The organism is Lactiplantibacillus paraxiangfangensis (assembly GCF_036246185.1).
GTDB lineage: Bacteria > Bacillota > Bacilli > Lactobacillales > Lactobacillaceae > Lactiplantibacillus > Lactiplantibacillus paraxiangfangensis.
Genome location: NZ_BTPW01000005.1, coordinates 118,073 through 138,835 on the forward strand (window position 1 = coordinate 118,073; position 20,763 = coordinate 138,835).

A 20,763-nucleotide genomic window follows, 5' to 3' on the forward strand; every position below is an offset into this window, starting at 1 on the left:
TTTGTTGGCAACTGCCGGATGTTTATTCGGCATGTTAATGAATGAGATTTTTTTATATCATCAATCATGCAGGGGGCGTAAGCAGTGGAGAAAAAAGCGTTTCGACAACAACAGATTCAGCGCCTAAGTCAAATGACGGCTGAAGAGCGGGTTGCACAGAATCTGTCCTTACAAAACCAACTATTTACCAGCACAGCATGGCAACAAGCACGAACCGTCGCAATCACGATCAGCAGTGCGATTGAAGTTGACACCCGACCGTTTGTGAAGCGGGCGTGGGATGAGGGCAAAACGGTCGTCATCCCTAAAACGCTACCGCACCGTCAGATGGCCTTTTATCCGTATACGGATGCCAGTCAATTGACCGAGACGAAATTTGGCATCTTAGAGCCCGCTGACGGGACGCCCGTTGCAAAGCAGGCCATTGACCTGATCCTGGTTCCAGGACTGGGATATAGCCGCACAGAGCACGCTCGCATCGGATTTGGTGGCGGCTACTATGATCGTTACCTTGCTGACTTTACCGGGGTAAAATTGACACTGGCTTATCGCCAGATGGCATTTGATCATCCAGAGTGGCCGGTTGATGAGTTTGATATTTTATTGGACCAGTTGCTCGTTGCAAAGGATGGTAATAATGAACACAATTAAACGGTGGTGGCAGACAGAAGCAGCGGTGACGCAGATTATTTTAGCCATCACGGTAGGAATTTTCTTAATTGAATGGTTACTGCTAGGTGACAGTGGCATCATGCTGTTCAACTCGTTAGGTGCTAAGAATAATCAGGCAATCGTTGCTGGAGAGTGGTGGCGATTCATCACACCGATGTTTTTGCACATGAGCCTCACGCACATTGCATTGAACGCGGTAGTAATCTACTTCATGGGGATTCAAATTGAAGCGATGTTTGGTCACTGGCGGATGCTACTGATTTACTTCATTGGTGGGATTAGCGGTAATATTTTGAGCTTTGCGCTGTCCAATAATCAGTCGGTTGGGGCAAGTACCGCGTGTTTCGCCTTATTTGGGGCCTTTTTAATGGTTGGTGAATCCTTCTGGGAGAACCCGGTTATTCGGCAATTATCCGGCCGTTTTCTATTATTAACGGTCATGAACTTGGTCTTCGATATGTTTTCCACGGGGATTGATATCTGGGGGCACATTGGTGGGTTAGTTGGTGGCTTTTTAATCGCTTACACGCTCGGTGTACCGCGGATTGGTAAAATTTCTAATGTTAAACGGATCGTGGCAACCGTTGTCTTAGTAATTGCATGGGTCGCACTGTTAAAAATGGGTTTTACAAATACTAAATTAACTGTATAATTAATCGAGGATATGCACATGAAAACACTTTACGACGTCCAGCAATTACTTAAAAAGTTTGGTGTGTACGTTTACGTTGGCAAGCGCATTTGGGATATCGAACTCATGGCCATTGAGATTGATCATTTATATCAGGCTGGAGTTATCGATGCCAAGATGTACGCCCGCGTAAAACTCGTATTGAGTCATGAGCACCGGCTAGAAGCAGAACATGAGCGCGCAGAAGACGCGCATCATTAATGGAGGGATTTGGCAACATGGATCGCAAATTAATCGGGGTCGACCTTGGTGGTACGACGACTAAATTCGCTATTTTAACAGAAAATGGTGACATTCAACAAAAATGGAGTATTGAAACAACGATTTTAGACGAAGGTGCACACATCGTCCCTAACATCATTGATTCAATTAACCATCACATCGACCTTTACAAGATGGACCGTTCTCAATTTGTTGGTATCGGGATGGGTACTCCCGGGACCGTTGATTTGGACAAAGGGACCGTTATCGGTGCTTACAACTTAAACTGGAAGACGTTACAACCAGTTAAGAAACAAATCGAAGAAGGTACTGGCATCAAGTTTACGTTGGATAACGACGCTAACGTTGCCGCTTTAGGCGAACGTTGGAAGGGTGCCGGCGAAAACGGTAACGACGTTGTCTTCGTTACACTTGGTACTGGTGTCGGCGGTGGGATCATCGCTGATGGCCACTTGTTACACGGAACTGCTGGCGCAGCTGGTGAAATTGGTCACGTTACCGTTGAACCAAATGGTTACATGTGTACTTGTGGTAAGAAGGGTTGTTTGGAACAATACGCTTCCGCAACCGGTGTGGTTCACGTCGCTCGCGACATGGCTGAAGAATTCTCTGGTAGCTCTAAGTTAAAACAACTCTTAGACAACGGTGAAGAAATCAGTTCTAAGATTACCTTTGATTTAGCTAAAGAAGGCGACACCTTAGCAAAGAGCGTGGTTGACCGCGTTTCTTACTACTTAGGTTTAGCATTAGCTAACGTTGGTAACACGATGAACCCATCATTCATCATTATCGGTGGTGGTGTTTCCGCTGCCGGTGACTTCTTATTGAAGCAAGTTGAAAGTTACTTCAAGCAATTTACGTTCCCAACAGTTCGTAATACCACGATCTTGAAGCTAGCCGTTTTAGGTAACGATGCTGGTGTGATTGGGGCCGCTTCATTAGCTCAACGCTTCATTTAAAGATATAATCGTATCGAAAAGGTCCGGCGAATGCCGGGCCTTTTTTGAACATAGAGATACCTAGTCCGGTCGCCACTGATAACATGCGGTCGTGGGACCGGGTTAAGCCTGTGGAGCGGTCTTAACCCTCGCCCGGGACACTTGCAAAAGACGCAACTGTCCCGGACCGTCCGTGATGTAAGGCCGGCAAACAAAACGCCGTCCCAACATCACCTTCACGACCGATGTTATCAGTGGCAACCTCCGAGCATTCAATAAAATAGCAGAATAACTTTTTTTGGAAATATAGGCTAGGACGATATTCAAAATTGTTTACGATATCAAAAAGCTAGTCATAAAAAATCTTTGGATTTTTTATGACTAGCTTTTAGTTCAAGGACTTATGTTTACAGTCTCACTTTAATTATTTTGCAGCGTATTGACCAGCTAAGCGGCCAAAGGTGAGGGCGTGGCTAGCAGTTAAACCAGGAACATGGTCTGGGTAAGAACCCCAGAAGAAGCCACCTGAGCAGTTACCAGCGGCGTAGAGGCCCGGGATAACATCATCGGCAGTATTAACGACTTCCATCTTAGTCGTGACTCGTAAGCCATCCAGAGTAGCGAGTAAGCGGCCACCCACAATGGCACCGTAATAAGGCGCTTGGTCAACGGGTTCTAACCGTGAAGCTTCCTTACCGAAGTCGGTATCTTTACCGGCTTTGACGTTAGCGTTATATTGTTGGACACTATTTTCCAAGTTCTTAACGGGTAAGTTCAGTTTGGCTGCTAATTCTTCAATCGTATCAGCCTTTTGAACTAAGCCTTCTTTAAGACGGTCTTGGACCTGTGAACGCGCTTGATCACCAGTAAATATACCGGGGAAGTTTAAGCGTGAGCAACCAAGCGTATGGTATTGTTTTAAGAATTTATCAGTCATCGTGGCTTCAGTCCAAATCATGGCACTGAGGTAGCCAGGCTGCTTTGAAGCGGCGTTCATCTGGAATTGATAAGGGGCGCTTTCATTGAAGAAGCGTTGACCGTTCAAGTTGACCTTTAACATCGGGTATGAACCTAACCATAAGTAACCGGGATCGTCGGGTGGGGTCATATCGATTTCGTAAAAGTCCTTTGCATTGGTGCCAACTGGTACCGCGGCACGGTTAAAGACAATCGATGCTGGTTCTTCATCCTTTGCAGCGCCAATTTCGAGGGCAGCGACTAGGCCTGAACCATCATCACGCTGACCATCGGAATACATATTGGTCTTTAAGCCAACTGGGTTCCACTTTTGCATTAAGGCTTGGTTGGTACCATAGCCACCCGTACATAAAATAACCCCTTTGTTAGCGGAAATGGTGGTCTGTTGATTCGTTTTAGTATCGCGGACGACGGCACCAACGACGCGGCCATCTTTGACGACTAAATGTTCAAGCTTAGTTTGCCAGCTAAATTCAACGCCAAGCTGTTCGTCTTTTTCAATGACCCATTTGCCATAGCCCATTTCCCAGTACGCACCATCTGCTGCGGTGACTTCGTTGCCAGAAGGGAAGGCGTGGTTACGTTCAGTTTCATAGTGCGCATCGGCAGTTGATTCCATGTACGCACCGTGTGGTTGGAGTATTTGGTCATCCAACCAGTCAACGGTTTCGGAACTGTGATCTACCCAAGTATAGAGTAGGCGTTCATCAACGTTACCTTGCGCAAAAGTCGATAGGAAGTTAACTAGTTCGTTGCGATCAATGTCGACGTTCTTTTTTTGTTGGGCCTTACTATGAATGGAAGCAATCGTATTGCGGTATAAAAAGCCCGCATTTTTCATTTTATCAATGACCAAGACTTTAGCACCGTTTTCAGCGGCACTGGCTGCGGCCATCCCACCAGCATTGCTGGCACCGACAATAATAATGTCGTAATTTGTTTTTTTCATGAGAGAACCTTCTTTTCTTTTAAATTAGTTCAATATAGAACATTACGACCCGTGACCCATTATTCGGTTTTTAACTAGTCATTCGATCGCTTATATAAATTAATCATTGTCTACACCTTGATAATACGCTGTTGTTAGCGGTATCATTAACGAAATAGCGAATAGTACTATGACAGAATGGAATGGTAGCCATGAATACGATGCAAGTGAAATGTTTTTTATCTTTAGCTAAGACGCTTAACTTCACTAAATCGGCCGAAGAACTGTACTTATCACAATCAACGGTGTCAAAAAATATTAAAAACCTTGAAAAAGAAATTCAGGTGAAATTAGTTAATCGGGATTATCACCACGTCTATCTGACTGAAAAGGGAAAGATTTTCTATAATCGTATGTCGGTGATTGCGACAGAGATTGATAACACGGTGACTAGTTTGCAACAGGGCCAGGTGATTGATCGACCAAAGATCAAAATGGGCTATGCGAATTTACCGTTTGAAAAAAAGTGGCTCCCGATTGCGTTAAAACTAACGAAAGCTCAAGCGCATGTCGACTTAGTCCCGTATTTTGTGCATCCAGGGCGTGAGCGTCATATTACACAGTTGATTACAAACGGTACTGTTGACATGATGCTCATTCAACGGGATATCATGAAGAAAGCGGACGGCACTAAGTACTTTGAGCTATTACAAAAGGGGTTTTCGGTCATTGTTCCAGAAAACAATCGCTTATTTTTAAAACGGCAGATTACTTTTGACGATTTAATCGGTCATAATATTTATTTGTGGAATGGTAATGATGATTTTCCAGCAATTGAAAGTTTAAAGTTTAGTTTGAATACCCATGTACCCAGTATTAGTTTTAGTGAAGCGGATGATATTTCAGTTATAGTTGCATATGTTCGTGCTGGAATGGGGATTGGGATTGTCCCGAGCATCCTCTACAACAAAGACGATACGGATTTGCGGTACATTCCGCTAGCTGCTAAGCAAATCTTGTCGTACGGTATTATTTATGCGCAAGATAGCGAGCAACCAGAGTTAATCTCGGAGGTCAATAAGTTAGTGGCACAGGCGGTAAACGTGGCTAAAGCGAACTTTTGAGCGGGGCAGTTAATAAAAATCAAAAAAGGCTTACGGTCTGAATTCTCCTTGTGAGGGGGATTTAGACCGTAAGTCTTTTAAGTTTAACAGTAGGATTTTAGCCTGAGTTATTGGGGCTCAGATTATAAAGCATTACCAACAGTTAAAACTGTATTTAGCACACCAGTTCTGCCGACGGAGCGGGTAATTTAGCATAGCGTTAACGTGATTGTGAAACCAAGGTCAGGTGATCACGGGTGACGCGATAGAAGCCCGGATGAATGCGTTGGTGGTAGAACTTGCGCATCCCCTTCTTAAAGGACTTGTCAGCCTCGGGAACGGCAACGTACTCGTACTGCTGTAAGTTCTTTATGAAGGCCTTTTTTTGTTTGCTAAAGGTCGCTTGACCCGTCGCGTTATTGGTGAAGAAGTAGTAGTTTGCTAAGTAACCGGCGTAGTACGTGTTAACTTCAACCTTATGGGGATCGATGATCAGAATCTTGGTATCGTTTAACTTCGTCCAAGGTTTGGCGATAGTCGTGATCATCACGGGAAGGGTGCGCCGGTTATAGTTATTCGTAAAGTTGGTCCCGTTGATTTCAGAATACATCATGATAACGGCAAAGAACATAATAAGGAATGACGCCAACTGATATCCGTTCTTTGTCCAAATAGAACGAAAATTGCGGGGACTCCGTTCAGCGAGGTTTTGCTCGTAAAAGGTTTCGTCAATGACACGGACTAAGACGATGGCACCGATGAACAGGTTCAACACGACCGTCGTGGACATGTAGCGCTCAAACCCATCAAGGGTGATGGCTTCGTCATAGGGCATCGACAAGACGTACATCCCTAGCAAACTGAAATAGTAAAGTAACGAGACGAGGTCTAACCAGCCTAACACTTTAAGCAGACCGTTTGGATGGTGGCACGCGCACTTAATAATGGCCCATCCTCCAATTAGGAGGAGGTTGAGGACTAGAAAACCCTGCGTGGATAACGAGCCTAGGTTAAAGATCTGTTTGAGAAATTGCTGGCCGATACTAATGAAACCGTGCATACCATCGTGGGACAGCTGGTGAGAATAGGCCTGAGCACTAATTTCGTGTTTGGAAGTCGTGAACGTCAATTTGACGTGGATTTCCCACCAGATAAATGGTAAAGCACCCACTAAAAGCGTCCCAATCCAAGTGACGATAATGCGCAGTGTTTTTTTGAACCAGTGTCCAGCCGACGATTGCTTGATCAAGGAATACAAATAGTAAACCGCAATAATGGCGACAAAAAAGGCCGCGGAGTTTTTGACTAGCAAAAGCGTCCCGCTGAATAAAGCCACGTGGGCCATTTGGATGCGGGGCTGGCGCCGGTAAACGAAGATGCCGACTAGGGCGGCCATGGTGAGAATGGCTAAGACGTAATCAACAAGCAAATTATTCAAGCGAATATTGATATTAAAGACGTACGAAATCGCAATAGTCAGGCATAACAGCATCGAGTTAAGCCCCCGGGTCCGGTCTCGTAATGTCGCAAAGATGGCGTAACTCGCTGCCCAAATCAGGATAAACTGGGCCACGAGCATCGTACCTGAACTAAAGCCCGTGAAGGTGACGAACTGGGTGATAAATAGCGCGGTGGCCGGGGGATACGAAGTAAAGGAAATAATCGTATCACTCGGACCGGGTAAGTGTCCCGTGTAAGTCAAAAATTTGACGATGGTGGCCCAATGAGAAAAGTTATCATAGTGGATCAGCGGACTTCGGAAAAGCACCAGGGCCATAATGAAGCCTAGAAAAATCATCCAGGCGTCAAAGAGGTGGAGACCTTCATAATGAAAGGCAATTTTTCCAAAGTAACCTAGGATCAACCGGGCAATCAATAGCCCGACACCCAGACTGGTGACGACCCAGATACCGATTCGCAACCAGCCGAGCATTGCAAAAACGTACAGTAACATGATTTGGACTAGAATGCCGGTAATCCAAGTTAAATACGGGTTAATCCTGAGCCAACGCATCGTGCTGCTGTAGCCGATCAACGCGAGTGCAAAGAAAATGAGACCAATGAATGCCACGAGAATCCCTCCGATTAATGAATTAGTGAATGCGTTTTAAACCGTGCGGCGTTACTTTAAAGAATCCGGTAATAACGTGCTGGTGGTAAGCCTTCCGAGTAAGCACCGTAAACGTCCGGTGGGTTTCAGGAATAGCAACGTAGTCAAACTTCTGCACGGCCGCCTTGAAAGCTTTGGGGGTCATCATAAAGTTTTCTTGTCCGATGGCTTGGTCAGTGAAGAAGTAGTAGCGGCCCACGTAACCGGCGTAGTAGTCGTCGACATCCACTTTTTCGGGATCAACGATGAGGACCTTCGCGTGATTTAAATGGGTCCACGGTTTCGCAATCCGGCGCATTTGCAGCGGTAGCGTGTTGTGGTTCATTTTATTGGTGAAGTTCGTCCCGGTAATTTCAGAGTACATCATGGTAATGGCAAAGAAGCCCACGACTAACGTGGAGACTTGATAGATATTTTTAGTGGCAGCACTTTTAAATGACTGGGTATCCCGTTTTTGAAAGTTTTGCTCAAATTGCAAGTTATCCAGGACCCGAACGAGTGCCACGGCGCCAATAAATAAGTTGATGATCACGATACTACCCATGTAGCGTTCAAAGCCGTCTAAGATGATGGCTTCTGCGTAGGGCATTGAAAGGATGTACATCCCAAATAAACTGCCGTAGTACGCAATAAAGACGACGTCTAAAAGGACGGCCATCCCGAACAGATCATTGCGGTGGTGCATCCGCAGGCGCGTATAAAGCCACGTTCCAATTAAGACCACGTTGATCAGTAAGATGCCCTTGGTCGAAAGCGAATTGGAACTTAGAATCTGTTCAATAAATTTGTGGGCAATTTTCAGTAATTGTTGGTGCGTTTCGCCACCCAGTTGCTTGGAGTACGCTTGCGTACTGATTTCGTGTTTGGAGACTGTAAATGTGTGTTTAACGTGCCAGTTCCACCACAGGAAGGGTAGGAGCCCGATGCCAATGGTACTAACAAATTGAAGCGGTACGGCGATGAGTCGCCGGTACCAGTGACCACGCCCGTTTGTAATCAGGGTGTACAGGAAGTAGCACCCAATCATCACAACAAAGAACGTCGCGGAGTTTTTGACCAGCATTAACGCGCCAATGAAAATGGCGGTGTGCGCACATAGTAACGCTGGCTTTTTCTTGTAGGCGAAGATCCCGATGAGGGCTGCGACCGCAATGATTGGCAACACGTAATCAACCAACAAGTTATTGAGTCGAATGGCGACGTTAAAGACAAACGAGATGGCTAGCGTGAAGCAGAGTGCAAAGCTCATCAGGGCGCGGGAACGGTCCCTTAGACCGGCGAAGATGGCGTACCCAGCTGCCCAGATCAACATGAATTGGGCGACCAGGGCCGTGCCGTCGCTAAAGCCCGTCCAATGCACAAATTGGGTAATAAAAAGTGCGGTTGCGGGTGGATACGACGTAAATGAAATCAGGTGGTCCGCCGCTCCGGGAAGCCGACCCGTAAACGTCATGAATTTGACCATGACGGCCCAGTGCGAAAAGTTGTCGTAGTGGACCAGGGGACTTTTAAGTAACGTTTGGCCCATGGCGATTCCTAGGCCAATCATCCAGAAATCAAAAAGGTGAATCCCTTCGAATTTCAGTCGGCCCTTGTGCCAGAAACCTAAAATGAACCAAAATACGACTAAGGCGATCCCTAAATAGGTGGTAATCTGAATTCCTAAGTTCAGCATCCCGAGCATCGCAAAAACGTACAGCATTAAAATTTGGACGAGCATCGCGGTAATCCAGGCTAAGTAAGGACTAATGCCCAAGCGACGCAGGGTGCCGTTGTAGCCCAGTAATCCTAAGAGGTAAACAAAAAATCCAATCCAAGCGTTCATCAATGTGCTGACTCCTTCTAAAACCGATTAAAGCGCCGACTCCAGTTCCGTTCGTAAGCGCGGGCCCGGACAATCAAGTTCATATACAATTCATCAAATGGGGTCACCCACGTGTCTTGAACACGGGGCAACGTCTTGTTTGCACCGTCGTAGATGAGTTGCAAGTAGTGGTCCCGGTTTTCGTCAGGTGGGACTTGTACTTGCACACTGTAGATGGTGTTGTTACCACGTTGACTAATACGGGCGACCTTACCAGATAACTGCACGTCGAACTTACCGTGTGCGACCGTTAGTTTAATCGTATCGCCCGTTTTGATTTTATCGACGGGACCATCGGTGGTGGTGAAAGCCACCCCACCTTCGGAAACATCTTCGGTGACCATTTTATGCCACTTACCGGCGTCATCTTGAACCTTACCGGGCACTTGTCGAATGAACCGTTCGTTTTTACGGTAAACGGGGCGTCCCAGGGAGATAAATAAGCACATACTCAGATTAATAAAGTGCATGAGTAGCCAGAAAGTGATAACACTTCCGACCAGAATTTCAGAACCGTACTTGCCGTAGTTGAATTTAATAATGGCAATTACGGTGATCGTCCACAAAATCAAGTAAGGTAGGATATACAACTTGTCCTTGATCGAGTAAGTGACGTTTTTAGAAGTTACCTTGAACTTCTTAGCCTTAATCCCTAAAGTTTCTAGAATAACTGGAATAAATAGGTAGGGGGCAAAGAAGGTCTCTTGGACTTCGCCCCAACGTTCATTACGAATCTTGGCCGTGTCACCCATCCCGGAAGTATCCCCCATGACGTAGTGCAATAGGAAGTACCCGGGTGCCCACACGACCATTAAGATCCAAAAGTTCGCATTAACGACTTGAATCTTAAAGAGGGCGTAAAGGATGGGCGCAATCATGTAGATCATGCGTCGGAAAAAAGCCCACCAATAGAAGTAGGTATTGATCAAGATAATCCGGTTCATCATGGAAAGGTTAGGGTTGGTGAAAATGTGCAGGTTACGACAACTTTGCATCACACCGCGGGCCCAACGCGTCCGTTGTTTGATAACACCCTTCATATCAATGGGGGTCATTCCACTTGACTGAGGGACTTTCGTGGCCAAGCTAATATAGCCGGCCATATTTAACATGGTGCCCAGTTCAAAGTCTTCGGTGATCGTATCGGTCGGAAAACCACCGACTTCGTCCACCGCTTTACGCGAGAAGACGGCGTTCGACCCGGTAAAGAGCGCCCGTTTATTCCCCCCGTTTAAGACGTTAATGTCTCGAGAAAAGAAGTCCTGTTCGTTGGGGATGATCTTTTCTGAGAAGAGGTTAAATTGGAAGATATCGGCGTTGTAAAAACTTTGGGGTGTTTGGACAAAGCCCAGTGGTTCAGTGTGATCAGGATCATCGATTAATTGTTGCGCGTTTTGGGTAAACAGCGGTACGGTATTGCGAAGAAACCCCGAAAAGGGAATCATGTCGGTATCGAAGATGACAAACAGTGGTGAATCAAGCTTAGCCAGGGTGTTATTGATGTTCCCGGATTTAGCCTGCTTGTTGCCTTCCATGCCGGAATAGCCGACGTGATAATGCTTGGCTAACGCCTGAACTTCTGGTCGGTTGCCATCGTCTGCAATGACCACGTGGACTTTACTTTTATCCGGGTAGTCGATGTAGGTCGCTGCGTTCACCGTTTTGCGCAATAATTCAACTTCTTCGTTATGGGTCACGATAATAATGTCGACGTCTGGCAGTGGTTGGGTCGTGCTGTAGTCTGGCATTTCCAGGTGCCACTTTTTCTTCGTTGAAAGCATCCGGAAGAAAATCAAAATAAAGCCGGTGGTGTTCGACAGAATTTCACTGATGACTAATAACAAGGCAAAAATCAGAATAAAGATGTTTGCGTGCCAGGGAATCGTGAAGAAAATCCGCCATAACAAATAAATCACTGACAAAAGAATCGCTAGAAAATAAAGGACCCGGCGACGGTTAGACATGTTGAGGACCTTCCTTAAAAATAACGTCACGTTGAATCTGGTAGCTAATAATGAAGAGGATGAAGTCGACGATCATTTTAGCTAGGGTCGGAATCAACTGGCCATTGGTGGCTGGTAACAGCGTTGTGAGTAGGTCGGTAAAGAACCCGGAGGCTAACATTTGCACGACAAATAGACACCCGTACTTAATTAACGTTTGGCTGCCGGCGTGATTGAAAACGACGCGATGGTTAATCGAGTAGTTTGCCAGCGAGGAAGCCACGCGTGACACGATGGTGGCCATTAAGATGCTGTTCAACACGTGGTTACCGAGAACAAAAAGGACAAGGTAAAAGAGGCTAATATCGATTAGGAAGGAGATTAGCCCGCTAGCTGCAAATTTTAAAAATCGTGAATAGATGGCGATGGAATCGCGAATAACCCGAAAATGCGAAGAGGCGTTACCGGCCAAATAGATTGTGGGAATCGGTTGTTCAACGATTTTGACCTGGTGTTTTTTAGCTTGAAGCAACATATCAAATTCGAATTCAAACCGGTCACCGGGGAAGTTGATCAGTTCTGCCATGTACGTGACCGGAATCACTCGTAACCCCGTTTGGGTGTCAGAAATGTTTTGGCGGGTTAATAGCCGCACCAAGGCCCGGGTCAGTAAATTCCCGAACTGACTGCGGAAGGGGATGTCATTGGTAAAATGACGCACCCCGATGACGAGCCGCTGCGGATTGTGTGCAAATTTCGTTAAGCAACTCTGGAGTGCGTCAGCGGTATGCTGCCCATCAGAATCCATGGTGGCAACGCCGTCGATGGTCGGAAAGTGCGTTTGGACGTAGGCAAAGCCGGTTTTTAAGGCCGCCCCCTTACCACGGTTGTGGGGATGGTGACGGATAATCAGGTCAGGATAACTGTGATGGAGTTGTTGAAAAATTGGTTGATGTTCAGTATCACTGCCATCATCCACAATGATGATTTTTTTAATGATGTTTTTTAATGTCGTTGTTGTTGTGATGTTATTAATCAGCTCAATCAACTTATTATCTGGGTTAAGAGCTGGAATGATGACGCCGATGCTTATCATAATGTTTCCCCGGTTTCTTTCTATATAATTAGTAGAAGTAATCTCCTATAATTTCTTGTGCTGTATACTATAAGAAAAGGTTCACTAGGAATTATATTATACTATTAATTAAGACCTGTGGTAACTAGTTAGGGAAATAGTTTAAATAAATTGACGCAAAGGCTGGAATGGCAGTGTTTATAGGGTGTGATGACATTTTGTCATGATGGGTGACCCCCTTTTTAGTTAGGCAGTTGTATAACTAAATTAATACCGGTGATGATGGCTAATGGTTATCTGGAGGGATTTCGAAAATCAGAATTGTAAGATGGAAATCATAAAATTAGGTGCGGATGAAAGTAAGTCTAGTTATTTAGATGTCTTTTCACGCTTGCCCCTAGTCAAAGTAAGCGGTTTTGTGTAAAATAGGTAGGTAGAAATTAGGAGGGATAACGTGGTTTTAGGTGCGATGAGCGGTTGGACTTACATCAACATTGTGTTAGTTATTATAATCGCGGCTTATTTTATTTATGAGCTGTACAGTTACATTCGGCGGCGACAAGTTTCCACGATGCTGGAAGAGGAAGACTTTCAAGCAGGAATGCGGAAAGCGCAAGTGGTTGATTTACGTGAAAAGAAGGAATTTGATGCGGGTCATATTTTAGGGGCTCGAAATATTCCTTTCAATACGTTAAAAGTACGGATGAATGAGCTTCGTCCGGACATGCCAGTCTACGTTTATGATCAAACTCACACGTTGAGCACGCGGGCCGTAGTGACCTTGCATAAAAATGGGTTTAAAGAATTATACATTCTAAAACCCGGCTATGCGCGTTGGGAAGGTAAGACTAAAAAAGCGAAGTATTAAAAAATGGCGGCTGGAACAAAAATTAGTTTTTGTTCGTGCCACCATTTTTTATTTGATTAGCCGTTATGTGCTGAACGACTCTTACGCATTGCCTTTTTACGGCTTTCTTCAAACTTGTTTTCTTGGTCTTCGATTGGATCGACAACTTGTTTCTTGAAAGATAAAACGGAACCAATCACGGCACCAGCCGTTGCAACGACTCCGAATAAGAAGCCACGTGTAAATGATTTCATAGTTTGAACCTCCTAGCTGTTATTAGTTTTATTATGCTTGTTTTGGCTTGAGATATCAATGATTTAAAGCCTAAATTTCGAAAAGTGGGGTGGGAAAATGTTAACGCAAATTATTGCTCACCGGGGCAGTAAGGGAACGCGCCCGGAAAATACCTTATTGGCTTTTCAGGCCGCATTAGATGACGGCGCCGATGGCATTGAGACCGACGTTCATTTGTCAAAGGATGGTCACTTGATCATCATGCACGACGAGACGGTCGACCGAACGACCAATGGGACGGGTCGGATTATGGACCTGACGTTAGCTGAGTTAAAACAGCTAGATGCGGGGCGTTCGTTTGACCCCTTATACGCGGGAGCCACCGTCCCCACGTTAGACGAAGTGGTTCAACTATTGATTCAGCAAAACTTTACGGGAATTTTCAACTTGGAACTAAAGACCAATCGGATTCATTACGATGGGATTGAGGCGCTAGTCGCTGACTATTTTAACCACCACGAGGTGCCGTTTAAACTTGTTTATTCCAGCTTTTACGGCAAGTCGATTGAACGGTTGCACGCCTTGCAGCCAGACGTTGAGTTTGACAGTTTATTTCAGGCCAAACAGCAAACGGCTAAGCGGCTACATGCCGAACACGTCGTCTTAGGGTATCATCCTGATATCCGTTGGGTTCGGTTGCACTGGCTACTTTTGCCCAAAGTGCAGTTACGGCCGTGGACGGTGAATAAGGAACGCGATATGCGATTTTGTTACCGGCACCGGTTTGCTGGCGTCATTACGGATTATCCCGGGTTGGCGCACCGCATCCGGGTCAAGGTACAGGGAGGGTAAATTTTGAAAGCCAAAAAGGTACTATTAATTGCGGGTCCGACGGCGGTTGGCAAGACGGCCCTGTCGCTCGCGTTGGCTAAACAACTTAATGGTGAGATTATTTCTGGAGATTCGATGCAAGTTTATCGGCATTTAGACATTGGGACCGCCAAGATCATGCCCGCTGAACGAGCTGGGATTCCCCATTATTTAATTGATATCAAAGATGTGCAACAGCGTTTTACGGTAGCGGAGTTTGTGACCCGCGCGACGGCCCTGATTAACGAGATCACGTCACGCGGAAAATTGCCCATTATTGTAGGTGGGACCGGATTCTATTTGCAGTCGTTACTGGCCGGATTTCAGTTTGGCCCAACGGATGTGGATCCCGACCTCGCTTACCGGCAGAAGTGGTTGGACTTAGCTGCGGAACGGGGCAACCAAGTTGTTTGGGATGCCCTCCAGCAGCAGGACCCCGCAGCGGCGGCCCAAATTGCCCCCGCTAACGTGATTCGCGTCGTTCGGGCACTGGAGTACCAGCATACGAGTGGTGAACGTTTCTCAGCACAGGCGGACCACGCGACGAACCAGTTAGACGCGTACACGCTGTGTTTAACGGCGGAACGGCAACTCCTGTACGACCGGATCAATCAACGCGTTGACCTGATGATGACGGCGGGCCTCGTTGACGAAGCCCGGTGGTTATATGAACAGGGCGGCGCTGACCTACCTGCAGGGAAAGGCATTGGTTATCATGAACTGTTTCCGTATTTCGACGGCCAACGAACGTTAGCGGACGCCACGGCGTCAATTAAGCAAGATTCACGGCGTTACGCCAAACGGCAGCTAACATGGTTCCGTAATAAGATGACAGTTGACTGGGTCAACTTATTGGAACACCCAGATCAACGGGCTGAAATTGACCAGCGAATCGCTAGTTGGTTAAGCTAAAATATAAATTGGTCTACCTAATTATAACGATGTGATATTTTCTTACATGATTTATTGACAATCAGTTATTAGATTGCTAATATTAAGTCTGTATTAAAGAGGAGGGTCGTTATGAAGGAAAAGGAATTACGTCGTTCGTTGGCAGTCTTGCCAATTGGTACGGTTATGAAGTTGACTGATTTATCAGCGCGTCAAATTCGCTATTATGAGGAACAGGGGCTCATCGTTCCTGATCGGAATGCGGGTAATCGCCGGATGTTCTCGTTAAATGACGTGGACCGGTTATTAGAAATTAAAGATTACTTGGCGGATGGGATCAACATGGCTGGTATCAAGGAAATCTACGAGATGCAACGCCAGCGGGCCAAGCAAAAAGAAGCAGATTTGACTCGGCCGTTAACGGACAATGATGTACGCCGAATCTTGCATGACGAGTTCCTGAATCTGGGGGGATTGGAGTCCAAGCAGGGCCCCAACTACCCCACGCATTAATGCGTCTGTATCCATTAGTCAATCAATTTAAGGAGCGATTTTCATGGCAAAACAGCAGTACACCAAGGATGATATTCGTCGCATCGTCAAGGAAGAAAACGTTAACTTTTTGCGTTTAATGTTCACCGACTTATTTGGGACCATTAAAAACGTAGAAGTGCCAGTTTCACAACTGGATAAATTACTCGACAACAAGTTGATGTTTGATGGTTCTTCCATCGATGGCTTTGTTCGAATCGAAGAAAGTGACATGTACTTGTACCCAGACTTATCAACTTGGTTGATCATGCCTTGGAACACGGAACATGGTAAAATTGCGCGGTTGATTTGTGAAGTCTACACGACTGACAAGAAGCCATTCGCCGGCGACCCACGGAACAACTTGATCCGGGTCTTAAACGACATGCGCGATGCTGGTTACACGGCCTTTAACGTCGGAACTGAACCAGAATTTTTCCTCTTTAAGATGAACGACAAGGGCGAACCAACCACTGAGTTAAATGACAAGGGGAGTTACTTCGACTTGTCACCAATGGACTTAGGTGAAAACTGCCGGCGTGACATTGCGCTTGAACTCGAACGCTTAGGCTTCAACGTTGAAGCAAGTCACCATGAAGTTGCGCCTGGTCAACATGAAATCGACTTCAAGTATGCGGACGCCTTATCCGCTGCTGACCACATTCAAACCTTTAAATTGGTTGTGAAGACGATTGCGCGTAAGTATAACTTATGGGCAACCTTCATGCCAAAGCCTTTAAACGGCGTCAATGGTTCTGGGATGCACGTTAACATGTCCTTGTTCCATGACAAGGGGAACGCGTTCTACGATCCTGAAGAAAAAGACGAATTACAATTATCATCAGATGCTTACCACTTCTTAGGCGGCTTGATGAAACATGCACGCAGCTACACCGCCGTTACCAACCCAACGGTTAACTCGTACAAGAGGTTAGTTCCAGGCTACGAAGCACCCGTTTACGTGGCATGGTCCGCATCTAACCGGTCACCAATGATCCGGATTCCAAGTGCCCGTGGTTTATCCACCCGTTTGGAATTACGGAGTGTGGATGCTTCAACGAACCCATACTTGGCCTTTGCTGCCGTTCTGGAAGCTGGTCTTGATGGGATTAAGAACGGTATCGAACCACCAAAGAGTGTGGACCGTAACATCTACGTGATGGATGAAGACGAACGTCATAAAGCGGGCATCGCGGACTTACCATCAACGTTACACAACGCGTTGAAGGAATTCCAGACCGACCCAATTATGAAGAAGGCCTTGGGACCTCATATTTACCAAAGTTTCTTGGAAGCTAAACGACTTGAATGGGCTTCATACCGTCAACAAGTTAGTGAATGGGAACGCGATCAGTACATGGAATTGTACTAATCACCTTAAATGATAGAAGAAATGACGGTTAGGATGCCTATTTGGGCTTCCTAACCGGTTTTTTGTTATAATTTTGGAAAATCGACGGCGTTAACCTTTATTATTGCTAGGATTTTCGGTAACATTAGAATCAGCAGTGCAATTCAGCAATAAGCAAAGATTGAAATTGATTGCAAGGAGATTATTATGGAAAAACAAAATCAGCCTGATCTTGAAAAACAAGATCAACCAACGCGTGCGCTAACGAATCGCCTTCAACAAAAGTTGGATTACGTGACTGCGTTGCGTCAAGCAATAACGGCTGGTGACGACCGGTTGATCTACGAATTGATCGATGGTGACCACTATCACCAAGCCTTGTTAAATGAGGAACCGGATCCAACCCGTAACACCCAAGTGGATTTAATTACGGACGTCCATCCGGCAATCAGTCATTATTTGAGTACCAAATTGATTGATTATTTGGCTCATGAATATCCGTTCTTTTACTATGAAGAGACCCAGTTAGGTGAATTTCAAATTTACTTTGGTAACTGGTGGGATCGTCGCCGGTTTGGCAAGTTAAACGTTTTAAACGTGGCGTTTGAATTCAGTAGCGAAGAATATAATAAACTACAAAAAACATTTGAGTTGGCAAGTGCGCATAAGCGTTTCAATACCGACCAAATTCAAAAAATCTCAGCTGGGAGCGATCAGTTGCAAAAATTGATTGATGCCCAAACTGACCGTGACGAACAAAAAGAGACGTTGCGTAAGCAGCTGAAAGAAAACGGTCAACGGAACTCGTTGTTTGATTCTGGCCGAATTAAGGACGAACGGCAAAAGATTATTGACCAATTAACCAAACTCGCTGACGAGGACGAACAAGCGAACAACGCCCACGCCACGATGAAGGATAACGAAGCGAAGATTTTGACGTTGTCCAAGGAAGATACGATTTTGGCTTACGAAAAACAAGCCATTGAAAACGCCTTTAAGAGCTTCGAGAATTTTAATGAGCGTAACCGTAGCCTATACGTTGACTACTTGACTACGCTGATTGGGAAGGCGCAGGTAGCAGAGGATGGCGAATAACGAAAAGCACGTTGATTCCGCAACGCTAAGTACCCATGGCAAACTGACCATGTTTAACGAAGGCCTAAAGAGTGGTCTGGCTAACGGGGAAAAGTTCACGGCGTTGATGGATCAGTTAATTGAGACCACGGACGGTGAAGTTTTACTGACGGCTGCTCAGAAACTGGCTGGCTTTAAGCTAGATTCGGCCTACGTCACTTTTCCGCACCAGTATCAGAATGCGGACTACTACTTGATCTTTATGAGTCGGTTGCTCGGGATGCACCACGATGAAAAGCCAATCTTAAACTCACAACGTCAAAGCGAATCGTTATACCACGTCTACGAAGACTTGACTGACGATTACACGTTCCTGTATCAAGTTGTTAATAACGCTAACGGTGGCGCTTATTACCGTGAACAGACGACGGGTGAGAATTTATTTTACATTCACCTTGAACGGCGGCTCTTACGGTTTAACAGTGAAGCCTTTACCAATTTATTTATTAATAAATTGTTGCTGAAGGGGACCGGTGTTGACCAGATCAACGCGGTGCTTGCAACTTTGATCAAATTTGGCCACTGTCTTCGCGATGACTTCGGGTTCAACGTCGACTTCAACATCTTAGATGTCGATAACGCGGCGAAATACGAATTGCGTGCGGGGAACCTCGATGGTGCAATCGTGGATAAGCTGTTCGTTTCTTCGGCTCAACACGATTACATGTTGCGTAATTCCAAGCATGGTCACGGGGCGCAAATTGAACTGCGGGCTGGATTGCTTGTTGATATTTTTGATAGCGCGACCGGTGGGAGCCCTAAGTGGGTCTTGACGGTTCACGATCCGAAGCAAGCGGTTTCCTGGTTCGATGTCTTATTGCACTTTGACTTTATGCGTGACTGGTACTTGGACAATATCGAATCCCTGGAAATAAAAGCGGATCCATTAGTATTTGCTTAACGACGGAGGACTTGAATGTTAGATTTAACGACTTTATTACAACAATCCATTCGCTTGGATCAAGACATCACGATGCGGCAAAAGATTCACTGGAAGCCGGCGGACCGGCTGCAAAACGCCATGGTCTCACTGGACGTTGAATTGGCCGAAATGGCGAATACTTCCGAGTGGTTCAAAGTTTGGAAGATTCACAAGGGCAAAGCGGACGAAGGAAAGACGGAACGGGAAACGTTACTGAACGAGTACGTGGACGCAATGGACTTTTTCTTCTTAGTCGCGGCCATTCAGCAGTGGACCCATCTGGTGCCGATTACAGCAGATGGTTTGGATAAGATTAGCGATAAACCGGTCACCGACTTGAATAAGCAGTATTTGGCGATCAAGCACCTCTTATATGACGCTTACTTCAACCACCGGCAAGTTAGCTACAAGCACGCCTGGCACGTTTTCTTAAAGATTGGACTCGTCGAATTTGGGTTTAGTCAAGATGAGATTCAGGCGGCGTTTACCGCGAAGAATCAAGTCAATGAGCAACGTCAAGCGGACCACTATTAAATATAAAAACACTCGTAATGACTTTCTTTACAGCCTGACACATTTGATTGTGTCGGGAAGGAGAGTCGGTTACGAGTGTTTTTATTTACAAGGTAATTTATTTTTAATGAGTGGCAACGACACATTTTAGACCTAGTCACTGATTAATTCGGCGTCGTTATCAGGGTCGTTAGCGACCAGTTCGTTGACTTGGTCGATTAGTGGTTGGCGCTGGTCTAGGTCGTCGTCGCATTCAAAGAAGGCGCCGAGTTCTTCAGCTAAGGTCTCTTTACCAGCATCCATGTAACGGTAGTCGTAACTGTTGATGGTATAGTGCTGGTGGTCTGGCATGCGCACGATTACGCAACCAGTCGCAGATTTACCCTTAGTCGCTTTATCCGTAAATTCAACGGATAAAATGTACGGTGCGTCGGTGCTGCGGTCCTTGATGGCATGCGCAATGTTGCCAGTAATTTGTTCTAGTTTCATGGTTTCACCTCAACCTTCATTATACCAGTCTGTAGGCGCTTTTAGCCACGTTTGATTCGTTCCCAAACGACGTATAGGAGGGTGGCAATCGTGACAACAACGGCGAGAATGGTTGCGGCAGAACTGTGTGCGAAGCGGGCGTACGAGTCAATGATAATCATTAAAATTAAAAGGATCAAAAGTCGGTTACGTTTAAACATAGAAATCTCTCCCTTATCTTCTAATAGTCTGCCTGATTTGTTAGGGGGATGCAAGTTATTTTTAGGTTAGGATGAACTTTTTGAAAACTTAGCGGCGTCGAAAAAAATCATTGTCAGGTATTTGTACATCCTGTACTAGTCCCTGTCAAGTTGACAGGTGAAATAATATAATTTTCGAGTTCTGTCTAAGCGGCTTTGCCGCGGTATTCTACCGCGGTGAAGCCGCTTCTTTGTGTTGTCCGGTCAATGTAATTGAA

General features: G+C 45.7%; 21 protein-coding genes. 13 read left to right on the top strand and 8 right to left on the bottom strand.

The annotated features are described in order from the left end of the window. Positions 1–84 precede the first annotated feature (84 nt). From AAA939_RS03865 to AAA939_RS03880, 4 genes are read left to right on the top strand one after another with little or no spacing between them, the layout of a single operon-like run. Entirely contained in the window at positions 85–651 is a 567-nt protein-coding gene (locus AAA939_RS03865) for a 5-formyltetrahydrofolate cyclo-ligase (protein ID WP_338209117.1), read from the top strand. Then, entirely contained in the window at positions 638–1,324 is a 687-nt protein-coding gene (locus AAA939_RS03870; RefSeq protein WP_338209119.1) for a rhomboid family intramembrane serine protease, read from the top strand. Before AAA939_RS03865 ends, AAA939_RS03870 begins: the two co-directional genes overlap by 14 nt. An 18-nt stretch (positions 1,325–1,342) precedes the next feature. After that, a complete protein-coding gene (locus AAA939_RS03875) occupies positions 1,343–1,564 on the top strand; it encodes a YqgQ family protein (protein ID WP_338209121.1) in 222 nt (73 codons plus the stop codon). Positions 1,565–1,581: 17 nt separating this feature from the next. After that, complete coding sequence (locus AAA939_RS03880; RefSeq protein ID WP_338209123.1) at positions 1,582–2,544, top strand: ROK family glucokinase; 963 nt, start codon at positions 1,582–1,584, stop codon at positions 2,542–2,544. Positions 2,545–2,947: 403 nt separating this feature from the next. On the opposite strand, the gene AAA939_RS03885 is transcribed toward AAA939_RS03880, so the two are convergent. Beyond that, positions 2,948–4,450: an FAD-dependent oxidoreductase gene (locus AAA939_RS03885; protein WP_338209124.1), complete on the bottom strand. Its 1,503-nt coding sequence runs from the start codon at positions 4,448–4,450 to the stop codon at positions 2,948–2,950. A gap of 191 nt (positions 4,451–4,641) precedes the next feature. Here AAA939_RS03885 and AAA939_RS03890 point away from each other — a divergent pair, with 191 nt between their 5' ends. Beyond that, the gene (locus AAA939_RS03890; RefSeq protein WP_338230496.1) at positions 4,642–5,553 is read left to right on the top strand and encodes a LysR family transcriptional regulator; all 912 of its coding nucleotides are present in this window, start codon (positions 4,642–4,644) and stop codon (positions 5,551–5,553) included. A 199-nt stretch (positions 5,554–5,752) separates the two neighbouring features. Here the strand turns inward: AAA939_RS03890 and AAA939_RS03895 are convergent, their stop codons facing one another. From AAA939_RS03895 to AAA939_RS03910, 4 genes are read right to left on the bottom strand one after another with little or no spacing between them, the layout of a single operon-like run. Beyond that, a complete protein-coding gene (locus AAA939_RS03895; protein ID WP_338209128.1) occupies positions 5,753–7,603 on the bottom strand; it encodes an ABC transporter permease in 1,851 nt (616 codons plus the stop codon). A 22-nt stretch (positions 7,604–7,625) separates the two neighbouring features. After that, the gene (locus AAA939_RS03900; protein WP_338209130.1) at positions 7,626–9,467 is read right to left on the bottom strand and encodes an ABC transporter permease; all 1,842 of its coding nucleotides are present in this window, start codon (positions 9,465–9,467) and stop codon (positions 7,626–7,628) included. Between the two features lie 17 nt (positions 9,468–9,484). Beyond that, positions 9,485–11,470: a glycosyltransferase family 2 protein gene (locus AAA939_RS03905; RefSeq protein WP_338209132.1), complete on the bottom strand. Its 1,986-nt coding sequence runs from the start codon at positions 11,468–11,470 to the stop codon at positions 9,485–9,487. Further along, positions 11,463–12,545, bottom strand: coding sequence for a glycosyltransferase (locus AAA939_RS03910; protein ID WP_338209134.1), 1,083 nt, complete (start codon positions 12,543–12,545; stop codon positions 11,463–11,465). Before AAA939_RS03910 ends, AAA939_RS03905 begins: the two co-directional genes overlap by 8 nt. Positions 12,546–12,978: 433 nt before the next feature. Between AAA939_RS03910 and AAA939_RS03915 the strand changes: the two genes are divergently transcribed. Next, positions 12,979–13,392, top strand: coding sequence for a rhodanese-like domain-containing protein (locus AAA939_RS03915; RefSeq protein WP_338209135.1), 414 nt, complete (start codon positions 12,979–12,981; stop codon positions 13,390–13,392). Between the two features lie 56 nt (positions 13,393–13,448). Here AAA939_RS03915 and AAA939_RS03920 read toward each other — a convergent pair whose 3' ends face one another. Beyond that, entirely contained in the window at positions 13,449–13,625 is a 177-nt protein-coding gene (locus AAA939_RS03920; protein ID WP_083491631.1) for a DUF3042 family protein, read from the bottom strand. Positions 13,626–13,722: 97 nt separating this feature from the next. Between AAA939_RS03920 and AAA939_RS03925 the strand changes: the two genes are divergently transcribed. The 7 genes from AAA939_RS03925 (at position 13,723) to AAA939_RS03955 (ending at position 19,838) form a co-directional block, all read left to right on the top strand. Continuing rightward, positions 13,723–14,457 carry a glycerophosphodiester phosphodiesterase gene (locus AAA939_RS03925; RefSeq protein ID WP_338209138.1) on the top strand — a complete coding sequence of 245 codons (735 nt, stop codon included), beginning with the start codon at positions 13,723–13,725 and terminating at the stop codon, positions 14,455–14,457. Then, entirely contained in the window at positions 14,458–15,387 is a 930-nt protein-coding gene (gene miaA, locus AAA939_RS03930) for a tRNA (adenosine(37)-N6)-dimethylallyltransferase MiaA (protein WP_338209160.1), read from the top strand. A 111-nt stretch (positions 15,388–15,498) separates the two neighbouring features. Continuing rightward, positions 15,499–15,879: a MerR family transcriptional regulator gene (locus AAA939_RS03935; RefSeq protein WP_057706993.1), complete on the top strand. Its 381-nt coding sequence runs from the start codon at positions 15,499–15,501 to the stop codon at positions 15,877–15,879. 43 nt (positions 15,880–15,922) lie between these two features. Continuing rightward, positions 15,923–17,269, top strand: coding sequence for a type I glutamate--ammonia ligase (gene glnA / locus AAA939_RS03940; RefSeq protein ID WP_338209141.1), 1,347 nt, complete (start codon positions 15,923–15,925; stop codon positions 17,267–17,269). A gap of 186 nt (positions 17,270–17,455) precedes the next feature. Next, positions 17,456–18,343, top strand: coding sequence for an exonuclease SbcC (locus AAA939_RS03945; protein WP_338209144.1), 888 nt, complete (start codon positions 17,456–17,458; stop codon positions 18,341–18,343). After that, entirely contained in the window at positions 18,333–19,283 is a 951-nt protein-coding gene (locus AAA939_RS03950; RefSeq protein ID WP_338209145.1) for a hypothetical protein, read from the top strand. Before AAA939_RS03945 ends, AAA939_RS03950 begins: the two co-directional genes overlap by 11 nt. A 15-nt stretch (positions 19,284–19,298) precedes the next feature. Then, positions 19,299–19,838 (top strand): dUTP diphosphatase, encoded by a 540-nt coding sequence (locus tag AAA939_RS03955; protein WP_338209147.1) that lies wholly within the window; start codon positions 19,299–19,301, stop codon positions 19,836–19,838. 132 nt (positions 19,839–19,970) lie between these two features. Here the strand turns inward: AAA939_RS03955 and AAA939_RS03960 are convergent, their stop codons facing one another. Both AAA939_RS03960 and AAA939_RS03965 read right to left on the bottom strand, forming a co-directional pair. Next, entirely contained in the window at positions 19,971–20,306 is a 336-nt protein-coding gene (locus AAA939_RS03960; protein ID WP_338209149.1) for a hypothetical protein, read from the bottom strand. Positions 20,307–20,347: 41 nt separating this feature from the next. Then, positions 20,348–20,506 carry a hypothetical protein gene (locus tag AAA939_RS03965; protein WP_338209151.1) on the bottom strand — a complete coding sequence of 53 codons (159 nt, stop codon included), beginning with the start codon at positions 20,504–20,506 and terminating at the stop codon, positions 20,348–20,350. Positions 20,507–20,763 lie beyond the last annotated feature (257 nt).